At 35.9% G+C, this 16,020-nt stretch carries 15 protein-coding genes; 14 read left to right on the forward strand and 1 reads right to left on the reverse strand.

The genetic code is table 11. From position 1 onward, the window contains the following. Positions 1-302: 302 nt before the first annotated feature. Positions 303-4,070, forward strand: coding sequence for a YDG domain-containing protein (locus tag A8L32_RS22895; RefSeq protein WP_083631477.1), 3,768 nt, complete (start codon positions 303-305; stop codon positions 4,068-4,070). 30 nt (positions 4,071-4,100) lie between these two features. Further along, complete coding sequence (locus tag A8L32_RS22900) at positions 4,101-4,946, forward strand: porin family protein (protein WP_143525213.1); 846 nt, start codon at positions 4,101-4,103, stop codon at positions 4,944-4,946. A gap of 77 nt (positions 4,947-5,023) precedes the next feature. On the opposite strand, the gene A8L32_RS22905 is transcribed toward A8L32_RS22900, so the two are convergent. Continuing rightward, entirely contained in the window at positions 5,024-5,809 is a 786-nt protein-coding gene (locus tag A8L32_RS22905) for a PhzF family phenazine biosynthesis protein (RefSeq protein ID WP_066633634.1), read from the reverse strand. Positions 5,810-6,144: 335 nt separating this feature from the next. On the opposite strand from A8L32_RS22905, the gene A8L32_RS22910 reads away from it, so the two are divergent. The 12 genes from A8L32_RS22910 (at position 6,145) to hisH (ending at position 16,020) form a co-directional block, all read left to right on the forward strand. After that, positions 6,145-6,336, forward strand: a complete 192-nt coding sequence (locus A8L32_RS22910) for a hypothetical protein (RefSeq protein WP_066633636.1) — start codon at positions 6,145-6,147, stop codon at positions 6,334-6,336. A 255-nt stretch (positions 6,337-6,591) separates the two neighbouring features. Further along, positions 6,592-8,007: an anthranilate synthase component I family protein gene (locus A8L32_RS22915; RefSeq protein WP_066633640.1), complete on the forward strand. Its 1,416-nt coding sequence runs from the start codon at positions 6,592-6,594 to the stop codon at positions 8,005-8,007. Between the two features lie 13 nt (positions 8,008-8,020). Then, a complete protein-coding gene (locus tag A8L32_RS22920; RefSeq protein ID WP_066633642.1) occupies positions 8,021-8,596 on the forward strand; it encodes an anthranilate synthase component II in 576 nt (191 codons plus the stop codon). 67 nt (positions 8,597-8,663) lie between these two features. Then, the gene (gene trpD / locus A8L32_RS22925) at positions 8,664-9,659 is read left to right on the forward strand and encodes an anthranilate phosphoribosyltransferase (protein WP_066633645.1); all 996 of its coding nucleotides are present in this window, start codon (positions 8,664-8,666) and stop codon (positions 9,657-9,659) included. Positions 9,660-9,702: 43 nt separating this feature from the next. Then, positions 9,703-10,506, forward strand: coding sequence for an indole-3-glycerol phosphate synthase TrpC (trpC, locus tag A8L32_RS22930; protein ID WP_066633648.1), 804 nt, complete (start codon positions 9,703-9,705; stop codon positions 10,504-10,506). Positions 10,507-10,518: 12 nt separating this feature from the next. Then, on the forward strand, positions 10,519-11,160 hold the full coding sequence (locus A8L32_RS22935; protein ID WP_066633652.1) for a phosphoribosylanthranilate isomerase: 642 nt from the start codon (positions 10,519-10,521) through the stop codon (positions 11,158-11,160). Positions 11,161-11,200: 40 nt separating this feature from the next. Then, the gene (trpB, locus tag A8L32_RS22940) at positions 11,201-12,391 is read left to right on the forward strand and encodes a tryptophan synthase subunit beta (RefSeq protein WP_066633658.1); all 1,191 of its coding nucleotides are present in this window, start codon (positions 11,201-11,203) and stop codon (positions 12,389-12,391) included. Position 12,392: 1 nt separating this feature from the next. Then, positions 12,393-13,022, forward strand: a complete 630-nt coding sequence (locus tag A8L32_RS22945) for a LysE family translocator (RefSeq protein WP_066633660.1) — start codon at positions 12,393-12,395, stop codon at positions 13,020-13,022. A 70-nt stretch (positions 13,023-13,092) separates the two neighbouring features. Next, a complete protein-coding gene (gene trpA, locus A8L32_RS22950; RefSeq protein ID WP_066633663.1) occupies positions 13,093-13,863 on the forward strand; it encodes a tryptophan synthase subunit alpha in 771 nt (256 codons plus the stop codon). Positions 13,864-14,017: 154 nt separating this feature from the next. Next, on the forward strand, positions 14,018-14,884 hold the full coding sequence (gene purU / locus A8L32_RS22955) for a formyltetrahydrofolate deformylase (RefSeq protein ID WP_066633665.1): 867 nt from the start codon (positions 14,018-14,020) through the stop codon (positions 14,882-14,884). A 2-nt stretch (positions 14,885-14,886) separates the two neighbouring features. After that, positions 14,887-15,414 (forward strand): TlpA family protein disulfide reductase, encoded by a 528-nt coding sequence (locus A8L32_RS22960; protein WP_066633669.1) that lies wholly within the window; start codon positions 14,887-14,889, stop codon positions 15,412-15,414. A gap of 6 nt (positions 15,415-15,420) precedes the next feature. Further along, positions 15,421-16,020 carry an imidazole glycerol phosphate synthase subunit HisH gene (hisH, locus tag A8L32_RS22965; protein ID WP_066633677.1) on the forward strand — a complete coding sequence of 200 codons (600 nt, stop codon included), beginning with the start codon at positions 15,421-15,423 and terminating at the stop codon, positions 16,018-16,020.

Raw genomic sequence — 16,020 nt, forward strand, 5'->3', positions numbered from 1 at the left:
AAAAAACCATTCAACTTTTTATCCATTTTTAGTATTATCCCAAGCTCTATTTTAGATTGGGGCTATGATTTCATTGCCAAAAACAGACATCGCTTATTCTCAAATAAGAATAAATGTGAACTTCTATCCCCCGATTACAAAGCAAGAATAATTAGTTAACCTCCTTTTAGGTATTTGAATTTCGTTTTTAATAAGTTGATTTTTAACAAAGAGTTCTGATTTGTTGAAACCGTTGAAAGTAAATTACGTAGTAATAATTTGTGTATACTAATCACGATAATCCCTTAATCAATTATTATCTAATGATGCCATCAAAACTCACAAAGGCAATAGTGCTGTTTATGCTCATTTTGCCGTTTCATTCTACTTTTTCCGCTAAATATTACGTAACTCCGTCAGGTATAGGGACAGGAAGTTCTTGGGCTGATGCTTTAGGCGATATACAAACTGCTATTGATGCTGCTAGTTCAGGCGATGAAGTTTGGGTTAAAACAGGAACTTACAAACCACATACTTCCGATAGAAACGTTTCTTTTGCATTAAAGTCAGGCGTTAAAATTTATGGAGGGTTTCAAGGTACAGAAACAAGTATTGAAGATCGTCCCTTAACAGACATAGATGGCAATGGCGAAGTTGAAGACTGGGAGTTTGAGTATGCCACTATTCTCTCAGGAGAGATTCAAGGGGATGGTATTGAATCAAACAATTCGCAACATGTTGTTTATCTAGCATCAGGATTAGATGCTAGTACATTAATAAATGGTTTTACAGTAATAGATGGTTATTCTGATTTAGTAGCTGTTACTTCGCAAGGTAATGTAGTTTGTGGAGCAGGTATTTTGGCTTTATCAGGAAAGGTAAATAAATGCTGGATTAAGGATTCAAAAACGATTACCAACGGTACCTGTTATGCCGCTGGTATTATGGCCACGGATGCACAAGTATTAAACTCAAAAGTTCAAAATTGTCATTCAATCTCAACTTCGAACAAAGGCGTTGGCGGCGGTATGTATACATATAATTCTATTGTGGATGCATGTAAGATAATTTCATGTAGTTCAACTTCAAATTCAGAATCAAGAACTGATGGTGGAGGAATTTACTTGCACAACTCAACCATGATAAACTGTGAGGTTTATGATAATGAAGCTATTGCTGGCACCAATGGTGAAGGCGGTGGAGTTTATTCTTTTGCGGGAATCATATCAAACACAGTGATTAGCAACTGCGAGGCAAGTATGAAAGGCGGAGGACTGTACATAGCAGGTGGCGGTTACATCACCAATTGCGTAGTAGCCAACTGTAAAGTAAGCGAAACAGATGCTATTGGAGGTGGTGTTTATATGGATGGTCCATCAACTGTATATAACTCGGTTTTCTGGGGAAATGAAACCTCGGAAACTGCTGCCCAGTTCAGGTTAGATGATTCAGGAACAGCTAACAATTGTGCGGTTCAAAACCAAGAAACAACAGGAACAAATAACATTAATATTTCAGCAGATAACACAGGTTCTGCAGATGGCGTATTGTACGCATCCTTTCAATCACCCACTAACTTCGTTGGAGTTACAGCAGGAGATGCGACAAAAGAAACTTCATTACTAGCTGTTGATTGGAATATTAAAGAAACGTCTTCCTTAATTGAAAAAGGTGATAATGTTGCTTTTAACGAACCTCATGCGAAAGTTGGTTACGATTTAAATGGCGATGGAGATACTTTTGATAATATCGATAACTTTACCGACCCTTCAGGAGAAAATAGGCTATTTAATAAATATATAGATATAGGCGCCTACGAAAGTGTTTTTATCGATTTAATACTGCCAACTGTTTCTACCTTAGAATATGGCTCTACTTTGTCTGAGGTGATTTTCACTGGAGGAAGTGCAAAAGACAACCGAAATGACACTGATATTGAAGGTGCTTATTCTTTTACTTCACCATCTTTTATGCCAGAATATTCACATGCCCCTCAAAAGTTCAGAGTAGCTTTTACGGCCGTAGACAACACCACTTATCCTGTACATTACGATAGCGTATATGTTACTGTAACTGCAAAAGAATTAACTCTATCTAATTTAATCGCGGATAATAAAATATACGATGGAACCACCGATGTTACTTTCTCGGGTTCAGCCACTTTAAATGGAATTGTATCGGGAGATGATGTTACTTTAACAGCAGGTGCGATTACAGCTACCTTTAATGATAAAAATGTAGGCGATGACAAACCGGTTTCATTTCAAGGCTATGATTTAGGAGGAGTAGACGAAGGAAACTATATTCTTTCATTGGTTGCTACAGAAGCAAATATCACCCCAAAACCAATTTCTATTTCTGTTTTAGACGCCCAAGATAAAGTATATGATGGTACAAATGTAGCTGCATATAATAATACACCCTTACCAGCTGGAGCTATAGCTACGGACGATTTAAGCATTGACATTTCTGAGAGCACTTCTTTATTTGATACGAAGAATGTAGGAATGGATAAAACAGTAAGTTATGCAGGCTTTAAATTAGCTGGAGTAGATAAGGACAATTATACTTTGTCTCAACCGTTAAGTTCACTAGCTACAATTTCTAAGTTGAGCATATCTATTACTGGAGTAAGTTCTGCAAACAAACAATATGATGGATTAACCAATGCTGTTATTACTGGTACAGCCAATGCTACTGGTATTTTAGCAGGGGATGACGCCATTTTAAATGTATCATCTGCAGAAGCACATTTTGATACAGAAAATGTAGGCAATGATAAACCCATTGTTTTTAGCGGTTATATATTGACAGGTGTTGATGCTTTTAATTATGAATTTACACAGCCAACTTCAACAATAGGAGACATTACTAAAAAGGAGCTTACTATTTCTGGCCTAACGATAACCGCCAAAGATTATGATGGAACAACAAATGCATCTATTGTCGGAACGCCAAGCTTAAACGGTGTTATTTCAGGTGAGGATGTGAATTTATCCACGACAACTCCCTCTGCTAGTTTTGAAGATGCCAATGCAGCAATAGGAAAGGCAGTAACCATATCGGGTTATTCCATTACAGGAGCAGGAGTTAGCAATTACAACTTAACAAACCCAAGTTTAACTGGAGATATTAACCCTGTTGACATAGCACTTTCCGCTAATTCGGCCACTAAAATCTACGATGAAGCAGACCCAACATTTACCTATACTATTACCTCAGGCAGTTTGATAGGTACGGATGATTTCACTGGAGCGATCGGACGAACAACTGGCGAAGATGTAGGCAACTACGACATAACGCAAGGCACTTTAGCTCTTTCTAGCAATTACACTATTATTTTTACAGGTAGTAACTTTGAAATTACGCAAGCTGCTAATATCATTAACTTTACCATAAACTCTCCTGTAGAATATGAATCTGGAAAGCAAATTACACTATCAGCTACAGCAAGCTCTGGCGAAACAGTCCTTTTCCAAAGTTCAGATAACAAAATTGCTAGCATAAGTGGTGACGTATTAACTATTGCAGACAAAGGATTAGGCTCAATCACTATCACGGCTACGGAAAGCTTAAATCAGAATTACGTAGCTGCCACACCAATATTAGTAACATTAGACATCATTCCTCGCGTTGAAGCCATCAGAAAAGGAGACAATATGGTGTTGATAGATAATTCGGATGAATTATTTGCTTCATACCAATGGTACCAAGCAGGTAACGCAATTGCAGGAGCAACCAAACAATATTATTATAGCTCCTCTGCCATTGCAGGAGAATATTATTGTGTAGTAACAACTAGCAAAGGTGAGGACTATACAAGTAACACAATTAGTACCATAACAGGTAAGGCAATGTCGGTTTACCCATCGCCAGCCAGGGTAGGTTCTAACTTTAGCATTGATTTAACAGGTTTTGAAGATGCCTCGTTACATAACGAGAAGGTAGATATTTACTCCGCCACTGGTGATTTAATTAAACAAATATCCAATCCTTCAGAAACAAATAAAATTAGCATAAACAAACCAGGCATATATATTATTAAAACTACTGGCAATAGTCGTTTAGCTAAAAAAGTAATCGTTAAGTAACCCTATTAATTACTTTAAAAAAGAATTATTGTGAAGATCATATATAAAATCTCGTTAGTAATCATGCTTTTATCGGCTTCAGTTGTGTCAAAGGCGCAATTTACACTACAGCCATCAATTGGATTTGGTAGTCAGTCTTTAAAGTATAAGTATAATAACGCTACAGTTGAAGGTTCCACAGGAATTAGTTTTGGAGCTGACCTATTCTATTACGTTACAGAAGATTTTGCAGTCGGTTCAGGTGTTAGGGTTTCTTCCTACAAGGCCACAGCAACAATTGGGGACTATTCTTTTACCGATACAGGCATAGATAAAGATGGTGATGCTTATGACTTAACAAAATCTATGTTGGGTGTAAGCGAAACACATTCCCTATCAGCTATTGAAATACCCATTTTAGCTAGATACCAAAAGTGGGTAACTGGTAGCGTTATCCTATTTGGAGCAACAGGACCTGTATTCATAGTACCTGGTTCTGTAAAAACGGAGTTTGATTCAGGTACTTTATCCACTTCAGGATATTACGAGAACTGGAATCTTACGATTGATGAAGCCGAAGAGTATGGTTTTGGATCTAGAAATTTAGTAGGAACAGAGCCTGAACTGAAATCGAAAATGGGCTTAGCTTGGGCCGTTGAAGTTGGAGCAGAATATTTTATTAATAAAAGATTGAATTTAATGTTAACTGCTTATTTTCAACCAGGGTTAACAAGTGTGTTAGAAAGTAACTCGGAAGAAATTATCAGTGCCCCTTTCGCTTTTAATGGAAGTATGAGTGGTGCACCTGATGTAAAAATCAGCAAGATAGGAATTCGCTTAGGTATTAACTTTGATTTAACACCTCCAGATAAAGCGAGTATTCGTAGTATTCGATAATTGTCGAAATCATATAAAACTAAAAATGCATCGAGGACAGCTTCTTCGATGCATTTTTAGTTTTGGATTATATTGTACTATATATACAACTCTCCTTTAAAGAAAGTGTGGCAACTTCCTCCAATCATAGCTCTGCCATCTTTCACTTCACAACAGAGCATTCCTCCACGCTTACTTAGCTGCTTGGCTTTCAACTTTGTTGTGTTCAAACGCTTGCTCCAATAAGGAGTTAATGTAGTATGTGCAGAACCAGTAACAGGGTCTTCATTAATACCAGATTGAGGAGCAAAAAATCTTGAAACAAAATCAACATCGTTACCAGGAGCAGTAATGATAATTCCTCTGCAATCCAACTGACTGATAATATCAAAATTTGGTTGATACTGTGCAACATCGCTTTCTTTCCCTAACACAAACATTATATCTGTTTTACCTTTATATATTTCTTGGGTTTTATCTCTAAAATCCAACTTCATTAATTCAGGTAGTTCAACGACACTTTCAAATTCATCCAAAGGAAAGTCAAGAATCAAATGCTCCTCTTCCTTCATCACTCTTAGCAATCCGCTTTTTGAATGAAAAACAACTTCATCTCCCTCTAGGTCTTCATGATTAAATAGCACGTGTGCAGCTGCCAAAGTTGCATGTCCACATAAGTCCACTTCGGTAGTTGGCGTAAACCATCTAATATGCAAATCAGTACCTGAAGGCGAAACAAAAGCTGTTTCTGCTAGATTATTTTCAGCTGCAATATTTTGCATAAGCTCTTCATCTAACCAATTATTTAGAATTACAACGGCAGCTGGATTACCTTTAAAAAGTGATGAAGAAAAGGCATCCACTTGATAAATATGTTTAGGCATAAAAATTCAACTTTTCAGGGTTAATATTCAGAAATATACAACAAAATAAGATTTTCTCAATTATATCACTCAAATTAATTTATACATCAAAATGGCCTAACTTTTGTAACTCTAGATGCGTTAAAAAAGTAAAAAAATGAGTAATTTAATGTTAGCTTAAAAATACAATAAGTTACTATTGGTTGTTATTGAATGACTGATAAATCGGACAATTTAAGAACTTGGATATACATAAGTAATTAAGGGATATATAATATTCAAGTATAGGAGAGTTAACATTATGGCATCACCTTTGTCCCAGATAATAGAAACAGTTTTAACCAAGACTATTTATCATGTTAGAGCATCAAAAGAAAGTATTATTAGGGGTTTCTAAAAACCCACATTTATTTAGAAAAGAAGTAGTTAAGTCATTAACTTGGCTAAGTACAGCAGAAGCAAAAGAGCTATACAATTGGGTAAAAAAAGAATTTGGATCCTATTACGCTCAAATGCTAGGAGAAGTATTTTTTGGAGTTTCAGCTTAATGATTTAAATCATATAAAATCAATTTAAAAGCGAATTAAATTTTGATATTTCAAAAAATATCCTAAAATTTGCCATTGCTAACAAATCATAAGCAAATGACAAATTTAATGAACAATACATGGTGGTGGCATTGGCTTTTTCTTAAATAGAAGAGGTACGACGCTACGCTATTATAAAATATATAAAAATGGCTTGCCGATACCTCGGTAAGCCATTTTTTTTTCACTTAAGTCCAAAATAAAATATACAGACCCATGGAGTCGATACATATTACAAGTTCAGCAAAAAAAGTTCCGGCAAACGTAGCTGACATCATAACGCCAGTTAGCATTTATCTTAAATTAAGGGATTTATATCCTAACACCATATTATTAGAAAGTTCGGATTACCACGGCAACAACAATTCTCAGTCCTTTATTTGTTTCCAACCTTTGGCAGAGTTTAAGGTTACTAAGGGCGTAGTGGAAACAACTTTACCTGGTGGCCAGATTATAAAAGGTGAAAAACCAGAGGTGAAAAATGTACCTGCTCAACTTGATTCTTTCATGAACTTATTTAGTGTTGAGAAAGCTGAAAAGGCACCTAAGATAAGCGACTTATATGGTTACTCTTCATACGATGCAGTTCAGCATTTTGAATCTATCAAGTTTAATAATGAAGTAAAAGAGGAATATGAAATTCCCGAGATTAGATACAACTACTACAAATATATATTGGTATTCAATCACTTCAGTAACCAATTGAGTTTAGTTGAAAACTTGCCTACTGGTGAGGAAAGTGAGATTGACGATATTTTAGAATTACTACATAACAGAACAGTACCTAATTTCACTTTTAAACCAGATAGCGAAGAGGTTTCAAATAACACCGATGAGGAATATCTTGAAATGGTTAAGAAAGGAAAAGAGCACTGTTTTAGAGGTGATGTTTTCCAAATTGTTTTGTCCCGACAGTTTAAACGTAAATATACGGGTGATGAGTTTAATGTGTATCGCGCTTTGCGTAATGTAAATCCATCTCCCTATTTGTACTTTTTCGATTATGGAAGTTACAAAATATTAGGTTCGTCGCCTGAAGCACAGTTGGTTATTGAAGATGGAGAAGCTACCATTAACCCAATTGCGGGTACTTTTAAAAGAACGGGTGATGACATTAAAGATCGTGAGCTTGCCGAAAAGTTAAGCAATGACCCTAAAGAAAATGCCGAACATGTTATGTTGGTTGACTTAGCCAGAAATGATTTAAGCAGAAACTGTGAAGAGGTAAAAGTAAAAACCTATAAAGAGGTACAATACTATTCGCATGTTTTACATTTAGTTTCGGATGTGCGCGGACAACTGCAAAAGGATTCTAATACATGCCGAGTAATGGCTGATACTTTTCCGGCAGGAACTTTATCTGGAGCACCAAAATATATGGCTATGGAACTGATTGACAAATACGAAAATCAGAACAGAGGTTATTATGGTGGTTGTATTGGAATGTTAGGATTTGATGGCTCATTTAATCAGGCCATTATGATTCGTTCGTTCTTGTGTAAAAACAATACTTTGTATTACCAAGCTGGAGCTGGAGTTGTTTCAGAGTCGGTACCAGAAAGCGAGTTGGCCGAAGTGAATAATAAATTAGGAGCATTAAAAAAGGCAGTTGAGTTAGCCACTGAATTTTAAAAGGAAAATAAACATGAATAAAAAGATATTAGTTTTCGATAATTACGATTCATTTACCTATAATTTGGTGCATTATATTGAGGAGATTGTAGGGTATAAAGTAGATGTTATTCGCAACGACAAAATTCCTTTGGAAGAAATTGATAAATACGACAAAATACTATTGTCTCCTGGTCCGGGTATTCCACGCGATGCGGGAATTCTTATTCCGTTGATTCAACAGTATGGTGCCAGCAAAAGCATAATGGGTGTTTGTTTAGGCCATCAGGCCATAGCCGAAGCTTTTGGAGGAACCATTTCTAACTTACCAAAGGTGTATCATGGGGTAGCCACTCCTATTTCTATTACTACGGATGAAGAGCTGCTTTTTAACGAAGTCCCCAAAGAAGTGAATGTTGGTAGATATCATTCATGGGTGGTTAATGAGGAAGGTTTGCCCGACTGTTTTACGGTAACATCCAGAGATGATGAAGGAAAAATTATGGGTATACATCATAAGGAATATGACGTAAGAGGCGTTCAGTTCCATCCAGAATCGATACTTACCGAGCATGGAAAAAAGATGATGGAAAACTGGTTGAAATCATAAGCTAAATTGTAAAAATTATTTATGTCTTGTGTCTTGATAATTGCGCCTTGACACTAAAATAGAAGTCATGATTAAAGATACCTTAAAAAAACTCTTTGAGTACAAAAAGTTAACACGAGCGGAAGCCAAGGAGATGTTAATCAATATTGCTGCAGATAAATATAATGGTTCGCATGTAGTGGCTTTCCTTTCGGTATATATGATGCGCCCCATCAGCGTTGATGAGTTGAGCGGTTTTAGAGATGCCTTATTGGAACTTTGTAGAAAAATTGATTTATCAGAGTTTGATGCTATAGATATTGTAGGAACTGGAGGTGATGGCAAAAACACTTTTAACATTTCCACCTTATCCTCTATCGTTGTTGCTGGAGCAGGCTACAAAGTAACCAAACATGGTAATTATGGTGTTTCTTCATCGTGTGGTTCATCCAATGTAATGGAGTATTTAGGATATAAATTTACCAATGAAGAAGATGTTTTAAAAAGGCAGACTGATAAGGCAGGAATATGCTTTTTGCATGCTCCTCTTTTTCACCCTGCCATGAAAGCTGTTGCTCCTTATCGTAAAGAGTTAGGTTTAAAAACCTTCTTTAACATGTTAGGACCACTGGTAAATCCATCTTTTCCGAAGAGTCAACTTCTGGGCGTTTATAGTTTAGAATTGGCTAGGTTATATCAATACCTATTTCAGGATACAGATAAAAACTACGCTATCATCCATAGTTTAGATGGTTATGACGAAATCTCGTTAACTGGAGATTATAAGACGATTACCAATCAGGGAGAGCAATTAGTTTCTCCTGAAGATTTGGGTTTTACACGCATCAATCAAGAAGATATTTTTGGAGGTGATACAGTACCTGAGGCAGCCAAAATTTTTACGGATATATTAGCCGGCAAAGGTAGTGATGCTCAGAATTCAGCTATTTTTGCCAACGCAGCAACAGCTATTAACTGTATGGATAAAACAAAAACAATACAAGAAGCCATTCAGTTAGCTAAAGAATCCCTGTTATCTGGCAAAGCCAATAAAGTATTAAAAACATTAATTGAAATCCAATAAACTAAAATCGGTTTAGACCATAATTCCCTATCTTGTTAAAGAAATGAATATTCTAGATAAAATAGTAGCTCAAAAAAAGATTGAAGTTGAGCAGCAAAAGCAGTACAAAAGCATTGATAAATTAAAGACTTATGATTTCTTTAATAAAGAGGTTCCTTCCTTAAAGGCTTATTTACAAGATGAGAAACATAACGGAATTATCTCAGAATATAAACGTCAATCTCCTTCGAAGGGTGTTATTAATAGCATTTCTCAGGTTGAAGATGTGGTACCTTTATACGAGAAAGCAGGAGTTAGTGGTATTTCTGTTTTAACTGATTCTGAGTTTTTTGGTGGCAACAAAAGTGATTTAATCTCAGCCAGAAAGGTAACTACAGTGCCTATTCTGCGGAAGGATTTTATGATTGACCCTTATCAGGTTTATGATGCTAAAGCTATTGGAGGTAGTGCAATACTATTAATAGCGGCCATTTTATCCTACCAAGAAGCTGAAGAACTTTCTAAACTTGCTAAAGATTTAGGCTTAGATATTCTGATGGAAGTGCACAGCAAAGAAGAGTTAGATATAGTTAACCCATTGGTTGATGTAGTTGGAGTGAACAATAGAAATCTTAAAACATTTGAGGTAAGCCTACAGCAAAGTGTTGATTTAGCTGAAGCAATGCCTAAAGATGTAGTGAAAATTTCGGAAAGCGGTATTTATTCGCCCGAGGATATTTTCTTTTTGCGCAAGCATGGTTTTCAAGGTTTTTTAATTGGTGAGAACTTTATGAGAACAAACAACCCAGGACAAGCCTGTATCGATTTTTCAGCATCTATTAAAAATCAGCCAAAAGTACAAGGTTAGATACAAACAAAAATGACAAAAACATTACCTAAAATAAAAGTTTGCGGAATGCGCGATAGGTCTAATATAGATGCTATAGCTGCTCTTCAACCTGATTATATGGGTTTTATATTCTACCCTAAATCACCCCGATACATTGGAGTGGATTATTCTGGCGAGAATATTCATCACTTGTCTAATGAGATAAAAAAGACAGGCGTATTTGTAAATGCTTCTGAGCAAGAAATATCTAAGGCAGCTAGTAAATATGAGTTAGACGCTGTGCAACTGCACGGAAACGAATCTGTTGAGCTTTGTTTAATGGTAAAACAAATGGGAGTTGAAGTCATTAAGGCTTTTCAGGTGGATGAAGATTTTGACTTTTTTAATGTTAAGCCTTATACTGAGGTATGCGATTATTATCTGTTTGATACAAAAACAAAAGCTTTTGGAGGAAGTGGCCATAAGTTTGACTGGACAATTTTAAACCAATACGATAACAATAAACCCATTTTTTTAAGTGGTGGAATAACAGTTGATGATGTTAAAGACATCTTTAAACTGGAACATTTAAATATATATGCAGTGGATATCAATAGCCGTTTTGAAAAGGAACCTGCATTAAAAAATGTCAAATTAGTAGCGGATTTTGTAAAGCAGTTTAGAGGCGAGTAACACAAAACCTTTGCTGCCATAATCATAAAAATTATTTGTAATGAGCTCAAAATATAATGCAGACGAAAACGGAAACTACGGACGATTTGGAGGCGCGTGGATTCCTGAGATGTTACAACCCAATATTGACAAACTAAAAGAAGTTTATCTGGACATTATTAATACCGATAAATTTCAGAAAGAGTACATTCAGTTGCTGAAAGATTATGTAGGACGGCCTTCTCCATTATATTATGCCAAGCGCCTTTCAGAAAAGTACCAAACCAATGTGTATTTAAAACGTGAAGATTTAAACCACACAGGTGCCCATAAAATCAATAACACTTTGGGGCAAATTCTTTTAGCCAAAGAAATGGGTAAAAAAAGAATTATTGCAGAAACTGGTGCTGGTCAGCATGGTGTTGCTACAGCTACGGCTTGTGCACTAATGGGTTTAGATTGTGTGGTATATATGGGCGCGCTGGATGTGGTTCGTCAAGCACCCAATGTTGCTCGCATGAAAATGTTAGGCGCAGAGGTTATTCCAGCACAGTCCGGAAATCAAACACTTAAAGATGCCACTAACGAGGCTTTACGCGATTGGATTTGTAATCCAGAAGACACCTTTTATATTATTGGTTCTGTAGTTGGACCCCATCCATACCCTGATATGGTGGCTCGTTTCCAGAGTGTAATTAGTCAGGAAATAAAAGAACAGTTTAAAGAAAAAACGGGTAGCGAATATCCAGATTACGTAGTAGCTTGTGTTGGCGGAGGAAGCAACGCTTCAGGTACTTTCTATCACTTTTTAGATGATGAGCAAGTTAAACTGGTGGCTGTTGAAGCTTCTGGTTTAGGTGTTGACTCTGGCGAAACAGCTGCTACCATTGCTTTAGGCGATGTAGGTATCATTCACGGAAGTAAGACATTTTTGATGCAAGATAATGACGGGCAAATCGTTGAACCTTACTCTATTTCAGCAGGATTGGATTATCCTGGAATTGGACCTCAACATGCGCATTTAAAAGATACAGATAGAGCCATTTTCCTTGATGCAACTGACCAGGAAGCATTAGATTTTGCCTTAGAGATAACTCGATTGGAGGGAATTATTCCTGCAATGGAATCGGCTCATGCTTTTGTGGCTTTAAATAAAATGAAGTTTAAAAAAGACGAATCAGTGGTGATTACCATGTCTGGTAGAGGTGACAAAGACATGAGTACTTATATGGATCGATTCAATCTGAAATAGAATGGAGTTAAGTGCACTTTTATCATTTCTTGGAGCAGCCATATTGCTGACTTTAATGCCTGGGCCTGATAATATTTTTGTATTGACAGAAAGTATGACCAAAGGACAAAGAAATGGTATAGCTATATCTATTGGTTTATGTAGTGGAATATTAATTCATACGTTAGCAGCAGCTACGGGAGTTTCTATTATCATACAAAAATCGGCCATGGCTTTTTCTGTGGTAAAATATTTAGGCGCTGCTTATTTATTCTATTTAGCCTATCAATCCTATAAAGAAAAAAATCCAGAATTAAAGATAGATTCCGAAAACACTCAAGAAGCAAAGAGCTTTTTTAGTTTGTTCAAAAAAGGCTTCTTGATGAATGTATTAAATCCGAAAGTAGCACTGTTTTTCATGGCTCTTTTGCCACAATTTGTAACAGAACAAGGTTACTCCGCTGTCTGGCAAATGATTATTTTAGGTGCAGTTTTTATGATGCAAGCCCTCATCATCTTTGGATTTATCTCCATTTTATCAGGGAAACTTTCTAAATATTTAAACAGTGCTCAGTTTTGGAAATATACAAAAATAGGAAAGGTAAGTGTATTATCCCTATTAGGATTAACCTTAGCATTGGCTAAGAAATAATATGAAATTTATAAAATACTAAATTAATACAACTCAGTATCCCTGTGTTTATTATTAAATATTGTTTACTATGAATCGTATCAAACAATTATTTCAAGATAAAAAAGATATACTTTCTATTTATTATACAGCTGGATATCCTAATCTAGGGGATACAGTACCGATATTAGAAACGCTAGAAAAATCAGGAGCCGACTTGGTTGAGATTGGCATTCCTTTTTCGGACCCCTTAGCAGATGGGCCTACCATTCAGCATAGTGGAGAAACTGCCTTAAAAAACGGAATGAGCCTGAATGTATTATTTGAACAGTTGGCTGAGGTTCGTTCTAAAGTTAAGATGCCATTGATATTAATGGGCTACATCAATACCGTTCATAAATATGGCATTGAGGCTTTCGCTGAAAAATGTAACGAAGTTGGCGTAGATGGTGTTATATTACCCGATCTTCCTTTTCAAGTATACTTGGATGAATACAAAGATACCTTTGATAAGTTCGGCGTGAGTAACATCTTTTTAATTACACCACAAACACCTGATGCAAGAATTAAATTGATTGATGAAAAAACCAATGGTTTTATTTATATGGTTTCTTCGGCCTCGGTAACAGGAGCTAAAAAAGGTTTAAGCGATGAGCAGTTAGCATACTTCGATAGAGTAAATCAATTAAACCTTGACAACCCTGCTTTAATTGGCTTTGGGATAGGCGATAATGCTTCCTACAAAGAAACTTGCAAATTTGCCGATGGTGCCATTATTGGAAGTGCCTTTGTTAAACTATTAGGTGAATCAGGAGATTTACACCAAAACATACAGTCATTTATAAAAAGTATTAAAGGTTAAGCTTGATAAGAAACTCATCGTGCTTAAATACAAGCCGCTAACAAGCATGACAAATGTCAGGCATTTGTTTTTGGTCTTGCAATTAATAACTATTTTTGCAGGCTCAATATTTAAATATAATTCATTCGCGTGTTAAGCGTGTAATAATTGCATAATGGAAAATAACGGAAATACCGCCATACTTAAAATACATTGCCCCGACCAAAGTGGGATTGTAGCTAGAGTAACTGATTTTATCAACCTACATAACGGAAATATCATTTCAGTAGACCAGCATGTAGATCACGATGACAATTTGTTTTCGATGCGAGTATCGTGGGACCTAAGTAGTTTTAAATTGCCAAGGAAGGAAATTCGTCCTACATTTCAAAAGTTTTTGGGTGAGCCATATCAAATGAAGTGGACTTTAAACTATACCGATGAAATTCCGAAGATGGCCATATTTGTTTCTAAGGCTTCTCACTGTTTATATGATTTATTGGCACGTTATCAAAGTGGCGAATTTAAAGTTGACATTCCAGTAATTATCGGAAACCACACCACTCTTGAACCTGTAGCTAAGCAATTTGGAATTGACTTTGTACATATGCCAATTACTGCAGAAACAAAAGCCGAGCAAGAGAAAAAAGAATTAGAAATTCTTAAGAAATACAAAATTGATTTTGTAGTACTAGCCAGATATATGCAAGTGCTTTCGCAAGATTTCATTAATCATTACCCAGAAAAGGTAATTAACATTCACCATTCCTTTTTGCCCGCCTTTGCAGGAGCAAAACCATATCACGCAGCACACAAGCGTGGGGTGAAAATTATTGGAGCTACAAGTCATTATGTAACTTCCGATTTAGATGCAGGACCAATCATTGAGCAAGACATCAATCGTATTTCTCATCACGATTCTATTAAAACTTTGATTCAAAAAGGTAAAGATGTGGAAAAAATTGTTTTGTCTCGTGCTGTAAAAGCGCATATTGAACGCAAAACATTAGTGTATAAAAACAGAACAATCATTTTTAATTAATAATGATGTATAAATATTCCTTGCTATTAGTCATTTTTCTAATCTCAGCTATTTCATGCACCTCTCAAAAGGATGATGATAGAGGTTATATTGTAAATGTAGGAGATGTAGCTCCTAATTTTACCGCCAAATTAGATAATGGAGATACGTTTAAATTATCTGAATATAAAGGCAAAGTGGTGATGTTACAATTTACCGCTAGCTGGTGTGGAGTATGCAGAAAAGAAATGCCTTTTATAGAAAAGGAAATTTGGCAAGAGCATAAAGACAAAGCCTTTGTTATTGTAGGTATAGATAGAGATGAACCGCTGGAGAAACTAAATAAATTATCAAAGGCAACTGGAATAACTTATCCATTAGCTCTTGATCCTGGGGCAGATATATTTGGACTTTACGCACTTAAAGAAGCAGGCGTTACCAGAAATGTGATTATTGATCAGGATGGAAAAATTGCCTATCTCACTCGTTTATTTAATGAGGAAGAGTTTAATGCAATGAAAGGCAAGATTGAGGAACTTTTGAAGAAGTAGATAACAATGAAAATAGCCATTATAAAATACAACGCTGGAAATATACGATCGGTAAGCTTTGCTTTAGACCGTTTAGGCGTAGAGCATATAATTACTGCAGATCCAGATGAAATTAGAAATGCAGACAAGGTCATATTTCCTGGAGTGGGTGAAGCAAGTTCTACCATGAAATATTTAAAAGATACTAAGTTGGATGAACTTATTGTAAGTTTGAAACAACCAGTATTGGGTATTTGCCTTGGAATGCAACTGATGTGTAGCCATTCTGAAGAAGGTGATGTACCATGTTTGGGTATCTTTGAAGAAACGGTAAATAAGTTTGAGTTACCACAGCCTAATACAGATTTAATAAAAGTACCACACATGGGATGGAATGCTATTACAAATGTAAATAGCGCTCTATTTGATGCTTCTTTAGAAGGTAAATATGTATATTTTGTACATAGTTATTACGTGGCATTAGGAGAACACACCGCTGCTACAACAAACTACATTTTGCCATATAGTTCGGCCTTGCACAAAAACAATTTTTACGCTACACAATTTCATCCTGAAAAGAGTGGAGATGTAGGTTCTAAAATTTTGGAAAACTTTATTAAACTTTAA

The organism is Labilibacter marinus (genome assembly GCF_001659685.2).
Lineage (GTDB): Bacteria > Bacteroidota > Bacteroidia > Bacteroidales > Marinilabiliaceae > Saccharicrinis > Saccharicrinis marinus.